This is a genomic window from Streptomyces sp. NPDC056296 (assembly GCF_042268605.1).
GTDB lineage: Bacteria > Actinomycetota > Actinomycetes > Streptomycetales > Streptomycetaceae > Streptomyces.
Map to the genome: position 1 here is coordinate 60,127 of NZ_JBHJRX010000023.1, position 14,001 is coordinate 74,127.

The window sequence follows — 14,001 nt, forward strand, 5'->3', positions numbered from 1 at the left end:
GGTCTCCGTGATGTTCTCGTGATTACCCCGTAGGGGGGACGGGAAGTGCTTGCTGTGGTCGAGGCCGCAGTGCCGTCACGGCCCAGCCCGAGGGGGAGAATCCCATGCAGAGTCTTAAGCGCCCTGGTCGTACCGCGCCCAAGCGGCAGCAGCCGGTCGTCGAGCCCGTATCGGAGGGCGTCGAACCCGACGCCTTCGACGACGAGGAACTCGACACCTACGACACCTTCGAGATGTACCGGGTGATCTGCCCGGACTGCGCGCAGCCCATCGCCCTGCTGGCGGACGAGGAGGTGCTGCCAGAGCACGCCCTGTGCGCCTCGCCGTGGAACCCGTTCGGGCTCTCGGTCTGCGCCGGCACCGGGCGCCGGGCCACCGAGGCCCGTCCCGCGGACGAGTCTTTCCAGCCCCACGAGCAGGACACCGCCCTGCTGTTGACGCTCCCCCGGGGCCTCGACTGGCGGACGCAGCCCTTCTCGCACGTCGGTGGCCCGGGCTCGCGCCCGATGCGGGTGCCGACGATGCGGCGCGAGGCGGCCTGAGCCGCCCGAGCGCCCACCGTCCGGGGGGACACCCGATTCCGTTGACCCACCCGCGCCACGGCTCCCAGCAGACCGCCGTGGCGCGGGTCGGTACGTTCTTGCCCGGTCGGGCCGGTGCGGGGCGGCGGTGCGTCGGCTCCGGTTCGGCAACGGCGACTCGACGGCGGACGCCCGCGAACTCACGCTCGATTCCGCGGGCCGGTGACCTGTCCGCCTTTGCCGCGTTGCCCGGGTATGACCCTCACGTACTCGGCGACCGAGCGTCGGCGCCGTGTGTTCGTCCCGGTGCCCGCGGGACCGGTTCCGCCCGCCCCGCAACTCCCGGACCCGCCGATCTACCGTGAGCTGATGCGGACCTGGGCCGACCGTGGCCGCACCCTGCCGGGGCACCACGACCCGGAGTGGGTCCGGCTCGCGGCGCCTCCGCGCGGCCTCGGGGACTTCTCCGCCACCGGGGACCTGTTCACCACCGGCGACTTCCGCGTCGCCGGCGCCTTCAGCGTCCCTCTGGACCCGCGAGGTGACGGGCGATGACCATCCGCTGGATCTGGTTGGTGCCCTCGACGATCTGCAGCACCTTGGCCTCGCGCATGTACCGTTCGGCCGGGAAGTCCGCGGTGTAGCCGTACCCGCCGAGGATCTGCACGGCGTCGATGGTGGCCCGCATCGCCGTGTCGGTGCAGTGCAGCTTGGCCATGGCGGCCTGCTTGGCGAACGGCAGTCCGGCGTCGCGCAGCCGTGCCGCCGTCAGGTACAGCGCGCGGCCGGCCTCGATCTGGGTCGCCATGTCGGCGAGCATGAAGCGCAGCCCCTGGAAGTCGGAGATCGGCTTGCCGAACTGCCGCCGGTCGGCCGCGTACGACACCGCCTCGTCCAGTGCCGCTTGGGCGACGCCGATCGCACAGGCGGCGATGCCGAGTCGCCCGGAGTCGAGTGCGGACAGGGCGATCGCGAAGCCCTGGCCCTCGTCTCCGAGGCGCCGGGCGTCGGAGACCCGCACGCCGTCGAGGTGGACCTGCGCGGTGGGCGAGCCCTTCAGCCCCATCTTCTTCTCGGGTACCGCGGCACTCAGCCCCTCGGCGTCGCCGGGGACGAGGAAGGCGGTGATCCCGCGCGGCCCCTCCTCACCCGTGCGCGCCATGACGGTGTAGAAGTCGGCGACGCCACCGTGCGTGATCCACGCCTTGGTGCCGGTGAGCACCCAGTCGTCGCCATCGCGTACGGCCTTGGTGCGCAGCGAGGCGGCGTCCGACCCGGAGGCGGGTTCGGAGAGGCAGTAGGCGCCGAGCAGGCCGCCGCCGAGCATCGTGGGCAGGTGCTCGACCTGCTGCTCCTTGGTGCCGTAGGCGGCGAGCGCGTAGGAGGCGAGCGTGTGCACGCTGACGCCGAGGCCGACGGTGAGCCGGGCCGCGGCGAGCTCCTCGAGGACCTGGAGGTAGACCTCGTACGGCTGCTCGCCACCGCCGTACTCGGCGTCGTAGGGCAGACCGAGCAGGCCGGAGTCGGAGAGCAGGGTGAAGACTTCGCGGGGGAAGCATCCGGCATCCTCCTCCTCGGCCGCGCTCGGGGCGATCTCACGCTGCGCGATGTCGCGGACGAGCGAGATCAGATCCCGTGCCTCGTCCGTGGGCAGTTGCCGGTCCACCGGCTGCGGGGCGCGGTCGGGCATGGCGACGCTCTCCTCCCTGTCGGGCACATCGGCGGACGTGCGCCTTGGGTGGAGGCGGTTCCGCCGGGTCGTTCGGGCCTGGCCGATGCTCGCACTCCCGGGTCGCGGAAGCGGCTGACCAGCGGCTGTGCGCTGTGAGTATGCCCGATCGGAGGCATGGAGTCACCAGTTAACGACCGCTTACTTCAAGAAATGCTCCGACCGGTACGGGAGGGTCTGCTTCCGGCGCCCGCGCCGGGAAAATGGTCCGCACCATTGACCACACTGGTCTAGTCCTTCTACGGTGACGGCCCGAACGCCTTACCGCGTTCATGCCAATCGGCGCGCGTTCCCTCTTCCCCCCACGAGGAGACACCCGATGCACGTCCCGTACCTCCCCCGCGTCCGCCCCGTCCGGGCGCTCCTCTCCGCGCTGTGTTCCGTCGCCCTCGGCGCGGGGCTGCTGGCCGGCGCCGGCACGACGGCGGCCACGGCCGCACCGGAGGCACCCGCCGCTGGGGCCGCGGCCGGTTCGAAGGTCGTCGGCTACTTCACCGAATGGGGCACCTACGACCGCAAGTACCACGCCAAGAACATCGAGACGTCCGGTTCGGGTGCCGAACTGACCCACATCAACTACGCCTTCGGCAACGTCACCGGCGGCAAGTGCGCCATGGGCGACGCCTACGCGGCGACCGACCGGGCGTACACCGCGGCCGAGTCCGTCGACGGGGTCGCCGACACCTGGGACCAGCCGCTGCGCGGCAACTTCAACCAGCTGCTCAAGCTGAAGAAGAAGCACCCGGACCTCAAGATCCTGTGGTCCTTCGGCGGCTGGACCTGGTCCGGCGGCTTCGCGGAGGCCGCGAAGGACCCGGCCGCCTTCGCCCGGTCCTGCCACGACCTGGTCGAGAACTCCAAGTGGGCCGACGTCTTCGACGGCATCGACATCGACTGGGAGTACCCGAACGCCTGCGGCCTGAGCTGCGACACCAGCGGCCGGGAGGCGTTCCCGAAGCTGATGAGCGCGCTGCGTACCGAGTTCGGCCAGGACTACCTGGTCACCGCGGCGATCACGGCCGACGCGACACCCGGCGGCAAGATCGACGCGGCCGACTACGCCGGCGCGGCCCGGTACGTCGACTGGTACAACCCCATGACGTACGACTTCTTCGGCGCCTGGGACGCCACCGGCCCGACCGCTCCGCACTCGCCGCTGAACTCGTACTCCGGTATTCCGAAGGCGGGTTACCACACCTCGGCGACGATCGCGAAGCTCAAGGGCCTCGGCATTCCGTCGTCGAAGCTGCTGCTCGGCATCGGCTTCTACGGCCGCGGCTGGACCGGCGTCACCCAGTCCACCCCCGGCGGCACCGCGACCGGTCCGGCCAAGGGAACGTACGAGAACGGCATCGAGGACTACAAGGTGCTCAAGTCCAAGTGCCCGGCGACCGGCACGGTGGCCGGCACCGCGTACGCCAAGTGCGGGAGCGACTGGTGGAGTTACGACACTCCGCAGACCATCGCGACCAAGATGACGTACAAGAACCAGCAGGGCCTGGGCGGCACGTTCTTCTGGGAGCTGAGCGGTGACACCGCCGACGGTGAGCTGATCAAGGCGATCAACTGACCTGACCCACGGGGGGCGGAGGGGCGGAGACCGGCTCGGGTCTCCGCCCCTCCGTCGCGACTGTCAGGCGTCCCGGCGGGCGGGGGCCGGGGCCGGGTAGGCGGGGTCCAGCTCCTCGATGGCACGCAGAGTGCCGCCGAGCGACTTCACCAGCAGTTCACGCATGGTCTCGCGGGGCAGTTCGGGACGGCCGATCCAGTCCAGGGTGGCTCCCTCGACGCTGCACACCCAGGAGAGCAGTCCCATGCGGGCCAGCTGTCCGACGTCGGAGCGGCCGTACGCCCCTTCGGCGATGGTGGCGACGATCGCCTCGCGGACACCGTCCCGGATGGCGTGCACCTCGGCGTCGAAGCCGACCCCGCCGCTGACGATCGTGCGGTAGGCGGCCTGGTTGTGCTCGGCGTAGCGCAGGTAGCCGTCGATGGTGCGGTGGACGCGGTCCACCTGGGGCAGTTCGGTGCCGCGCGCGGCGGTGGTGACCAGGCCGGTGACGGAGTCCTGGATGATCGCCAGGTAGTAGCCCCGCTTGGACTGGAAGTAGTAGTAGATCAGCCCCTTGGCGACATGCGCCTGGCGGGCGATGTCGTCCATCGAGAGCGCGTCGTAGGACGTGTCGGCGAACAACCTCCGCCCGATGGCGATGAGTTCGGCGCGGCGTGCCGCCGAGCGCTCCGTGCCGCGCGCCCGGGGTCGGGCGTCGGCACGCTGTTGACTAATATTCAATTTCGACCCTGGTCTCCTACGGGGGGCGGGACCTCCGCAGTATGGCAGGTCGGATCGTGGGGCAGGTCACACGAGGGTCACGTCACAGCAGACCCAGCTGCACCACGAACATCGCGAGCACCACGACGAGGGTCCAGCCCATGACGTGCTCGAGGATCTTCGGACCATCGTCCTTGGGGCCGCCGGTACGGACACGGGCGGCGGTGGCGGTGTGTGCGGTCATGGCTTCTCGCTGATCTCGACGTTCGGTGGACTCCCCCGGTTCCCCCCAGCGGTAACCCTGTCCACCTTGCCACCGTGAGCGGCTTTTGCGGCGGAGACCTTGGTCACAGCGGACGGCCCCCGGCGGTGCTTCCGCTGTGCCGGGGGCCGTCGTCGCGGTGCGGGTCAGCGCACGCCCACCGCCGCGAGGGCCTTGCGCTGGCGCGGGCTCGGGTGCGCCGGGAAGTACAGGTAGCAGACGCCGCCGGTGCCGGAGGCGACCTTGCCGGCGGCGTTGTACCGCTTCGTCCTGAGCCAGATGTTCTCCCACTCGCGCCGCTTGTAGACGCGGCGCACGGCCTCGTTGTCGTCCGAGGCCGGGTCGTTGGCGATCACGTCGCCGTCGGCGGTGAAGCCGATCACGGTCATCAGGTGTCCCGAGGTGCCGTAACCGGCCCCCGTCAGCTCCTTCTCCAGGAAGGACTGCGACGTTATGGCGGGGATGCCGGCCGCGATCAGCGTCTCCAGGTCGGAGAGGGAGCCGAGGCGGGTGACCACGCCCTGGAGGCCCTTGAAGGTGGCCGCGTAGGCGGCGTTGAAGGGCCAGTTGCCGCAGCCGGCGTACTGGTAGTCGTACGTGTACCTGGCCGCGTGGCAGACCTGCGGGTCGGCGTAGGAGGGGTCGACCCAGGCGAGCTGCTCCTCGGTGAGGCGACCGCCCCAGTACTCGATGATCATCTGTGAGGAGGTGGGGCTGCACCAGGCCTCGCCGCCGTTGTCGTACTCGGGGTACTGGCCCTTGTGGATCTCCTGCGAGTAGCGCGGAACGCGCAGCTCCTGGGCGAGGCCGGGGGTGGAGGCGGGGACGGTGAAGCGGTCGGGGACGTCGGAGCCCATCGCGCCGAGCCGCCACACGGTGGGCGTGGCCCTCGTGCCGGGGCGGCGGTGCAGGGTGAGCCTGAGCCGGTAGGAGGCCAGGCGCAGGCCCGTGGAGGCGTCGTCGATGGCGAACGTGTCCGTCCAGACGCTGCTCTTGCCGTCCCCCTGGTCGTCGACCGAGGTCCGCCGGATGTCCTGGTCGCCGTCGCCGGCCGCCCAGCGGCCCATCACGTACCAGGGGGTGTCCGTGCCGTCGGAGTAGGTTCCCTTGAGCTCGACCTGGAGCCAGGTGCCGCTCGGGGTGTGCGCGTTCCAGGAGGCGATGACCTCGGTCGAGGGCACGGCGAGCCGGTGGACGGGCGAGGTCCAGGTCGCGTACTCCCAGGCTGTGGTCCTGCCGGTGTGCGGGTCGGTGTAGTCGGCGGTGCCGGCCGGGGCGCCGATCACGACACCGGGCCGGGCGCCCGCGACGGGGCGGGCGCCCTGCACGGTTCCGCACCGCCAGTCGCGGAACGTCGTCCAGGCGCGGTAGTCGACCTTTCGGGCGGTCGCGCGGTCGGGGTCCGCGCCGCCGGTGCCCGTGCCGGGCGCGGCTTCGGCGGTGGCCGGGATCGCGCTGCCCGCCACGGCGGCGGCGACGGCTGCGGCCAGGACGGTTCTGCGGGAGGGCTGTTCGGCTCTGCTCATGGGCGGAAGACCCCCAGGTGTCCGAGTCGGGCGGGTCCGTTGCACGGTTGTGCGCCAACTATGGCCGTAGGCGCCCACTCCTGCCAGCACTTCTGCGCACGCCACGCCACGAATATTGGTGTCGACCAGTGGCGTGGACGCTGGGGAGGCGGAGGAGTGGGGGACGGAAGGGACGGAAGGGTGGGGCGGGGGTCGGTGTCGGGCGGCGGGAGGACAGGGGGCCGCACGGCGGGAGGGTCGGTGTCGCGCGGCAGGAAGGCGGGGGCGGGAGCGCCGCACGGCGGGAAGGCCGGTGTCGGGCGGCAGAAGGGCGGGGGCGCCGCACGGTCGGGCGCGAACGGAACCGACGGCGAGGCGCACGCGGTTGCCTCGGGTACGCCGGGGCCGGCGGGGCGGGAATCGCGTGCCGGGGCGGGCTTGGCGGACGCGGCCGGGATCGCGCATGCCTGGAGCCGGCTCGGAGGCGTGACGGGGAGGCCGGAGGCTCACTCGTCCGGTCCGGTCCGGTCCAGTCAGGTCCGGTCAGGTCCCGTCCGGTCCCGTCCAGTCCAGTCCGGTCCGGTCGGCGTGGTGCTCGGGAGCGACGGACGGCGGACGGCCGGAGCGGGACGGCCGGGGCGGACGGCCGGCGGCGGCTCGTTGGCCGGTCCGGGCGTCGGGAGGCGGGCGGGCGCGGTTAGAGTGCAGGGCGAACGATGTCCGTCCCGACGCGCCGCCCAGGACCCGCCATCCACGACCTCGCAGCCCGGCTCCGCCGGCTTCCCCCTTCCTGCGGGCCCGTGCGCCTGATCGGCGTCGACGGGCACGCCGGCTCCGGGAAGTCGACGTTCGCCGGGCGGTTGGCCGCCGAGCTGGGCGACGTGCGGGTGCTGCACCTCGACGACATCGCCAGTCACGACGAACTGTTCGACTGGACCGGGCGGCTGCTGAGCCAGGTGATCGAGCCCCTGCGGCGCGGCGACACCGCGCACTACGCCACCTACGACTGGCGGGCCCGGTCCTTCGACGCGTCCCGCCCACTGCCGCCGGCCCCGGTGGTCCTGGTGGAGGGCGTCGGTGCCGGCCGCGAGGCGCTGCGTCCGCACCTGGCCCACCTGTTCTGGATGGAGCTGCCGCGCGAGGAGGCGTGGGCACGGGGACGGGCGCGCGACGGAGCGGAGCAGCGGGCGTTCTGGGACGGGTGGATCCCGGCGGAGCGCCGGCACTTCGCCGACGACCCCTCGCGCCCCTTCGCGCATCTTCTGGTGCGGCAGAGGGAGAAGGGGTACGAGGTGCTCCCGGGGCCCGCGGGAACCGCCACCGGGGCCTACTTCCTCACTCAGGGTGACGAACCCTCCGCAGTGTGCTGAACTCGTGAAGATCGCTACTGGGCACCTGGCCGAAGTGCCCCAACTCCGCTTGACCCGGGGGCCGTACAGGTCTTACGTTCTGGATGTGCGGCCATTCGGAGCCGCCGACAGACGCGAAGCCCCCGGTTGTTCCCCCGTGATCGGGGGCTTCGTTCTGCCCTGAGCACGTTCTTCGGCTGCTCCGTGGCGCGAACCGCTCACCCACCGTCACCGCCCCGCGCACTCCCCCATCCGCTCCCACCTCGTGCAACGGCCTGCCCCGGCACCCTTCGGAGGAAAGACCGCCGCGGGTACGATGCCCTCGGTGCGACCTACGGGCGGTTGCCGCGCGCACCTTGCAACTCCGGTCCGCGGCGCAGCCGTTGACCGAGGCGGTCGACGGGCGACGGCCCGGCGGCATACCGACGGGGGCACGGTACGTGGGGGACGGGATGGACTTCGGCACGCAGGGCTCACAGGCCCCGGCCGACCTCGCCTGGCTGCGCGGCGTGGACGCCTACACCATGGGGGCCTATCCGCAGGCGGAGGAGGAATTCCGGGCCGCGGTGCGCATCGACCCCACGATGGCCGACGGCTGGCTGGGACTGCACGCGCTGCGCGTCGACACCACCAACGCGCTGCTCAGGATGTTCCGGCACCGGGAGCGCTTCGGCGAGCAGCGCGCCCGTCACCGCCGCACGCTCAACTCCTGGTACTGGCTGGGCTGGTGGGTGCAACCGGTGCTGGAGAACCCTCGCGATCTGCTGCTGGCCCACGCCTCCCACTGGCTCGACGGCCGCCACGTCCCGGAGCTGGACCGGGCCCTGGCGGGGCTGCCGCCCGTGGACGCCGACCCCCAGGTCCGCTTCCTGCACGCCTGCCGCGCCTACCTCGTCAAGGACTGGGAACAACTCGTCCGGCACACCGACCCACTGCTCGGCGATCCCCTGCTGGGTATCGAGGCCGGCCTGTTCAGCGGCATGGCCCGGGTGCGCCTGGAGATGTACGGGCAGGCCGAGCCGCTGCTGTCGGCGGCGCTCATGCGGTGCCGCAGCGAGCAGCCGCAGCGCAAGGAGCTGCGCTACTGGCTGGCGCGGGCCCACGAGGGCACGGGCCGCAGCGCCGCGGCGCTGCCGCTGTACCGGGCCGTGCACCGCGTCGACCCGGCCTTCATGGACACCTCGGCGCGGCTGGCGGCGATCGCCGAGGGCGACGGCTACGACGACTCCACCGACCTCGCGGGGCTCGCCCAGGCCGGTTTGGGATCGGAGGGCCTGGACGGTCTCGATCCCCTCTTCGGCACCGAGGAGCGCGACCTCAAGGTCTCCGCACCCGACCCCTCGCCGGTCGCCGCCCCGCTGCCCCCGCTGAGCGGTCCGTCGGTGCGCGAGAAGCCCGACGGACCGGACCCCTCGCTGCCCACCGGGCCCACCGACCCCGCGTTACTGGAGGAGGCGCTCGCCGAGCTGGAGCGCATGGTGGGGCTGGAGCCGGTGAAGCGCCAGGTGAAGGCCCTGTCCGCGCAGCTGAACATGGCGCGGCTGCGGGCCGGGCAGGGTCTGCCGGTCCAGCCGCCCAAACGTCACTTCGTCTTCTCCGGCCCCTCCGGCACCGGCAAGACCACAGTGGCCCGCATCCTGGGCCGTGTCTTCTACGCCCTCGGCCTGCTCGGCGGCGACCACCTGGTGGAGGCGCAGCGGGCCGATCTCGTCGGCGAGTACCTCGGCCAGACCGCCGTGAAGGCCAACGAACTGATCGACTCCGCGCTCGGCGGCGTCCTCTTCGTCGACGAGGCGTACTCCCTGTCCAACTCCGGTTACGGCAAGGGCGACGCGTACGGCGACGAGGCGTTGCAGGTGCTGCTGAAGCGGGCCGAGGACAACCGGGACCACCTGGTGGTGATCCTGGCCGGCTATCCCGAGGGCATGGACCGGCTGCTGACGGCCAACCCGGGATTGTCCTCCCGCTTCACGACGCGGGTCGACTTCCCGTCGTACCGGCCGCTGGAGCTCACCTCGATCGGTGAGGTGCTCGCGGCCGAGAACGGGGACGTGTGGGACGAGGAGGCGCTCGACGAGCTGCGCTCGATCGCCGGGCACGTGGTGGACCAGGGGTGGATCGACGAGTTGGGGAACGGGCGGTTCCTGCGGACGCTGTACGAGAAGAGTTGTGCGTACCGGGATCTGCGGTTGTCGGTGTATCCGGGGGTGTTGAGCCGGGATGACCTGGCTACGTTGCGGTTGCCGGACTTGATGCAGGCGTACGGGGAGGTGCTGTCGGGGAGGGGGCCGCAGGACCCTCCGGGGGTGTGAGGCGGGGGTGGGTGCGCGGCCCGGCGTGGCGGGGTGCCGCTGCGCCCACCCGTGCCGCCCCTGGGGGTACCTCCCAGGCCGTTCAGGCACTGGGGGAGGCACGACTGCCCGCAGCTGCGCCTACGTCGCCAGCGTCACCTCCCGGTGGGCCGGGTCCCTGACCTCCCCCACCAGTAGTTCCAGTACGTCCTCCAGCGCGACCAGCCCGAGCACCTTCCCGGACGCGTCCGTCACCTGGGCCAGATGGGTCGCCGCCCGGCGCATCACGGTGAGGGCGTCGTCGAGTGGCAGTTCGGGGCGGAGGGTCGTCATCGGACGCCAGAGCTGCTGCGGGACGGCCCGGTCGGAGTCCTCGGAGTCCATGACCAGGTCGAGGACGTCCTTGACGTGGAGGTACCCCATGAAGGCGCCCTTCTCCGCCGCGACCGGGAAGCGCGAGTACCCGGTGCGGGCGGTGAGCCCGACGATCTCGCCCGGCGTGACCGAGGGGCTGACCGTGATCAGGGACTCGCGTCCGAGCAGTACGTCGGTGACCGGGCGGGAGCCGAGTTCCAGGGCGTCCTCCAGGCGCTCCTGCTCCTCCGGGTCGAGCAGGCCGGCCTGGCCGGCGTCCTCCACCAGCCGGTTGAGCTGCTCGCTGGTGAAGACCGCCTCGACCTCGTCCTTGGGCTCGACGTGGAACAGCCGCAGGATGCCCTGGGCGCAGGCACCGAGCGCGGCGGTGATCGGCCTGCAGAGGCGGGCGAAGGCGACCAGGCCGGGGCTGAGCCACAGCGCGGCCTTCTCGGGGGCGGCCATCGCGAGGTTCTTCGGGACCATCTCCCCGATGACGAGGTGGCAGAAGACCACCGCGGCCAGCGCGATGACGTAGCCGAGCGGGTGGATCACGCCGTGCGGCAGGTGGATCCACTCGAAGACCGGCTCCAGCAGGTGGGCGACCGTCGGCTCGGCGACCGCGCCGAGCGTCAGCGAGCAGACGGTGATGCCGAACTGGGCGGCGGCCATCATCTGCGGCAGGCGTTCCAGGCCGTACAGCACCTGGCGGGCGCGGGCGGTGCCGAGCGGTTCGATCTGGCTGCGGCGTACCGAGACGAGCGCGAACTCGGCGCCGACGAAGAAGCCGTTGGCGAGCACGAGCAGCGCCGCGAAGAGGAGTTGCAGGACGCTCATCGGGCGGCCTCCAGCACGGACACCGGCGCCGTTCGCACCAGCCGTATCCGTTCGGCGCGGTAGTGGCCGACCTGCCGGACGGCGAGCCGCCAGCCGGGCAGTTCCGCCCGGTCGCCGACGGCGGGGATGCGGCCGAGCAGGTCGGCGACGAGCCCGGCCACGGTCTCGTACGGTCCCTCGGGGGCGTCGAGGCCGATGCGGCGCAGGGCGTCGACGCGGCAGCTGCCGTCGACGTCCCAGGCGGGGCGGCCGTCCTCGGGCGGGGCGGGGGCGAGTTCGGGGACGTCTAGGCCGTCGTGCTCGTCGCGGACCTCTCCGACGATCTCCTCGACGATGTCCTCCAGGGTGACGACGCCGGCCGTGCCGCCGTACTCGTCGATGACGACCGCGATGGGCTGCTCGCTGCGCAGTCGGGTGAGCAGCGGTCGTACGGGCAGGGTCTCGGGGACGAGCAGCGCCGGGCGGGCGATGCGGCCGGCGGGGGTGCGCAGCCGGTCGGACGCGGGGACCGCGAGGGCGTCCTTGAGGTGGACCATGCCGACGATCTCGTCGATCTTCTCCCGGTAGACGGGGAAACGGGACAGGCCGGTGGCGCGGGTCAGGTTGACCACGTCCTCGGCGGTGGCCGAGGACTGCAGGGCGCTGACTTTCACGCGCGGGGTCATGACGTGCTGCGCGGTCAGTTCGCCCAGCGACAGGGTCCGTACGAAGAGGTCGGCCGTGTCCTGTTCCAGCGCGCCGGCCCGGGCGGAGTGCCGGGCCAGGGAGACCAGTTCGCCGGGGGTGCGGGCGGAGGCCAGCTCCTCGGCGGGTTCGAAGCCGAGCGCGCGGACGAGGCGGTTGGCCACGGCGTTCAGCGCGGCGATCACCGGGTGGAACAGCCGGGCGAAGGCGTGCTGCGGGCCCGCGACGAAGCGCGCGACCTGCAGCGGCTTGGACACCGCCCAGTTCTTGGGCACCAGCTCGCCGATCACCATCTGGACGGCCGAGGCCAGCAGCATGCCGACGACGACGGAGACGCCGGGTACGGCGCCCTCGGGGATGCCGGTCGCGGTGAACGGGCCGTCCAGGAGCTGGGCGAGCGCCGGTTCGGCGAGCATGCCGACGACGAGCGAGGTGATGGTGATGCCGAGTTGGGTGCCGGAGAGCTGGAAGGACAGCTCCTTGAGGGACTCGACGACCCGGCGGGCGCGTCGGTCGCCGTCGGCGGCGGCCTGCTCGGCGTCGGGGCGTTCGACGGTCACCAGGCCGAACTCCGCGGCGACGAAGAAGCCGTTGGCGAGAATCAGCAGGAAGGCGGCTGCCAGGAGCAGCAGAGGGGTGGTCATGATGCCGCCGCCTGTGGGGAGTCACAGCAGGGGGCGGCGCAGGTACTGCAGGACGATCCGTCCATCGCCGGAGGGAGTCACTCCTCGGGTAGCGGGAACCCCCGCGCACCGGGCGGAGCGACAGGGGCGAGGACGCGACGGCCGCGTCCGCGTTCCCAGATTAATCACGAAAAGGGTGCCCGCGGCAGGGTCGACGCCGCGCGTCAACCGCCGGGAGCCTCGGGGGTGGCTGCGGAACGGACCGCGACGAGGGCGCGCAGAGCGCGCGCGTCCTGGATGGCGCGCTGCCGTGCGATGCCCGGCTGGATGCCGAGCGCGGGCAGGCTGGTGCCGTCGCTGAGGTCGAGGAAGGCCCAGGGGTCGCCCTGCCGGAGGTTGACCCGGAGGATCTCGGCCCAGGCGAGGCGCCGCTTGTTGGTGAGGTTGACGACGGTCACGCCCGTCTCGTCGGCGGTGACCCGGGGCCGGGCCAGCAGGAACAGGACCCCGGCGAGGAGGAGAGCGGTCAGCATGAAGCTGAGGCGCTCTCCCATGCCGAGGCCGTCCAGCAGCATCCCGACCGCCGTGATGGCCGCGAAGGTGAGTACGGCGAGGACGACCAGGACCGCACGGGTGCGGCCCGGCCGGAAGGTCACGGGCAGTGCGGGCAGGTCCGGCGTGGTGTCGGGCATGGCGTCGCTCCGGGTCGTGCTCAGAGACGGCAGGCGTGGATGGCCGTGGTCAGGATGGCTCGGGCACCGATCTCGTACAGGTCGTCCATGATCCGCTGGGCCTCCTTGGCCGGGACCATCGCGCGGACGGCGACCCAGCCCTCGTTGTGCAGCGGGGAGACGGTCGGGGACTCCAGGCCGGGGGTGAGCGCGACGGCCTTCTCCAGCTGCTCCACCCGGCAGTCGTAGTCCATCATCACGTACGTCCGGGCCACCAGGACGCCCTGGAGGCGGCGCAGGAACTGCTGCACCTTGGGCTCGGTCGTCTCGTCGGGCTCCGCGCCGGAGCGGCGGATGACGATGGCCTCGGACTTCATGATGGGCTCGCCGAAGACCTCCAGGCCCGCGTTGCGCAGGGAGGTCCCGGTCTCGACGACGTCCGCGATGACGCCGGCGACACCGAGTTCGATGGCGGTCTCGACGGCGCCGTCGAGGTGGACGACGGAGGCGTCGACGCCCCGGTCGGCCAGGTGGGCGGCGACGATGCCCTCGTAGGAGGTGGCGACGGTGCGGCCCTCGAGGTCCTCGACGCCGTTCGCGGTGCCCGGCTTGCCGGCGAAGCGGAAGGTGGAGCGGGCGAAGCCGAGCGGGAGGATCTCCTCGGCGTCGGCGCCGGAGTCGATCAGCAGGTCACGGCCGGTGATGCCGATGTCGAGCTTGCCCGACGAGACGTAGATCGCGATGTCGCGGGGGCGCAGGTAGAAGAACTCGACCTCGTTGGTCGGGTCGACGATGCGCAGTTCCTTGGACTCGCGGCGCTGCTGGTAGCCGGCCTCATGCAGCATCTCCCCCGCGGGGCCTGACAGGGAACCCTTGTTGGGGACGGCGATGCGCAGCATGAGG

Annotated in this window: 13 protein-coding genes; 5 read left to right on the forward strand and 8 right to left on the reverse strand. The window is 72.0% G+C overall.

Annotation, left to right across the window (positions count from 1 at the left end):
- Positions 1-104 precede the first annotated feature (104 nt).
- Both ACFCZF_RS18670 and ACFCZF_RS18675 read left to right on the forward strand, forming a co-directional pair.
- Positions 105-542 (forward strand): hypothetical protein, encoded by a 438-nt coding sequence (locus ACFCZF_RS18670; RefSeq protein ID WP_375913938.1) that lies wholly within the window; start codon positions 105-107, stop codon positions 540-542.
- Positions 543-776: 234 nt separating this feature from the next.
- On the forward strand, positions 777-1,076 hold the full coding sequence (locus tag ACFCZF_RS18675) for a hypothetical protein (protein WP_376672581.1): 300 nt from the start codon (positions 777-779) through the stop codon (positions 1,074-1,076).
- Here ACFCZF_RS18675 and ACFCZF_RS18680 read toward each other — a convergent pair.
- The gene (locus tag ACFCZF_RS18680) at positions 1,039-2,211 is read right to left on the reverse strand and encodes an acyl-CoA dehydrogenase family protein (RefSeq protein ID WP_376672582.1); all 1,173 of its coding nucleotides are present in this window, start codon (positions 2,209-2,211) and stop codon (positions 1,039-1,041) included. The two genes, ACFCZF_RS18675 and ACFCZF_RS18680, sit on opposite strands and share 38 nt — an antisense overlap.
- 358 nt (positions 2,212-2,569) lie before the next feature.
- Here ACFCZF_RS18680 and ACFCZF_RS18685 point away from each other — a divergent pair, with 358 nt between their 5' ends.
- Positions 2,570-3,820, forward strand: a complete 1,251-nt coding sequence (locus ACFCZF_RS18685; protein ID WP_376672583.1) for a glycoside hydrolase family 18 protein — start codon at positions 2,570-2,572, stop codon at positions 3,818-3,820.
- 63 nt (positions 3,821-3,883) lie between these two features.
- On the opposite strand, the gene ACFCZF_RS18690 is transcribed toward ACFCZF_RS18685, so the two are convergent.
- From ACFCZF_RS18690 to ACFCZF_RS18700, 3 genes are all read right to left on the reverse strand, one after another.
- Entirely contained in the window at positions 3,884-4,543 is a 660-nt protein-coding gene (locus ACFCZF_RS18690) for a TetR/AcrR family transcriptional regulator (protein ID WP_376672584.1), read from the reverse strand.
- Between the two features lie 82 nt (positions 4,544-4,625).
- The gene (locus ACFCZF_RS18695) at positions 4,626-4,766 is read right to left on the reverse strand and encodes an SCO1431 family membrane protein (protein WP_375913924.1); all 141 of its coding nucleotides are present in this window, start codon (positions 4,764-4,766) and stop codon (positions 4,626-4,628) included.
- A 164-nt stretch (positions 4,767-4,930) separates the two neighbouring features.
- Complete coding sequence (locus ACFCZF_RS18700; protein WP_376672585.1) at positions 4,931-6,310, reverse strand: peptidase C39 family protein; 1,380 nt, start codon at positions 6,308-6,310, stop codon at positions 4,931-4,933.
- 695 nt (positions 6,311-7,005) lie between these two features.
- Here ACFCZF_RS18700 and ACFCZF_RS18705 point away from each other — a divergent pair.
- Both ACFCZF_RS18705 and ACFCZF_RS18710 read left to right on the forward strand, forming a co-directional pair.
- Positions 7,006-7,659 carry a uridine kinase gene (locus tag ACFCZF_RS18705; protein WP_376672586.1) on the forward strand — a complete coding sequence of 218 codons (654 nt, stop codon included), beginning with the start codon at positions 7,006-7,008 and terminating at the stop codon, positions 7,657-7,659.
- A gap of 431 nt (positions 7,660-8,090) precedes the next feature.
- Entirely contained in the window at positions 8,091-9,950 is a 1,860-nt protein-coding gene (locus tag ACFCZF_RS18710) for an AAA family ATPase (RefSeq protein ID WP_376672587.1), read from the forward strand.
- A gap of 120 nt (positions 9,951-10,070) precedes the next feature.
- Here the strand turns inward: ACFCZF_RS18710 and ACFCZF_RS18715 are convergent, their stop codons facing one another.
- The 4 genes from ACFCZF_RS18715 to hisG all read right to left on the reverse strand — a co-directional run bounded on the left by ACFCZF_RS18715 (position 10,071) and on the right by hisG (position 13,997).
- Positions 10,071-11,120, reverse strand: a complete 1,050-nt coding sequence (locus ACFCZF_RS18715) for a hemolysin family protein (protein WP_376672588.1) — start codon at positions 11,118-11,120, stop codon at positions 10,071-10,073.
- Positions 11,117-12,448 carry a hemolysin family protein gene (locus ACFCZF_RS18720; RefSeq protein WP_376672589.1) on the reverse strand — a complete coding sequence of 444 codons (1,332 nt, stop codon included), beginning with the start codon at positions 12,446-12,448 and terminating at the stop codon, positions 11,117-11,119. The genes ACFCZF_RS18715 and ACFCZF_RS18720 overlap by 4 nt, the downstream gene beginning before the upstream one ends.
- 203 nt (positions 12,449-12,651) lie before the next feature.
- Positions 12,652-13,119 (reverse strand): PH domain-containing protein, encoded by a 468-nt coding sequence (locus ACFCZF_RS18725; protein ID WP_376672590.1) that lies wholly within the window; start codon positions 13,117-13,119, stop codon positions 12,652-12,654.
- 20 nt (positions 13,120-13,139) lie between these two features.
- Entirely contained in the window at positions 13,140-13,997 is an 858-nt protein-coding gene (hisG, locus tag ACFCZF_RS18730) for an ATP phosphoribosyltransferase (RefSeq protein ID WP_376672591.1), read from the reverse strand.
- Positions 13,998-14,001: the final 4 nt, after the last annotated feature.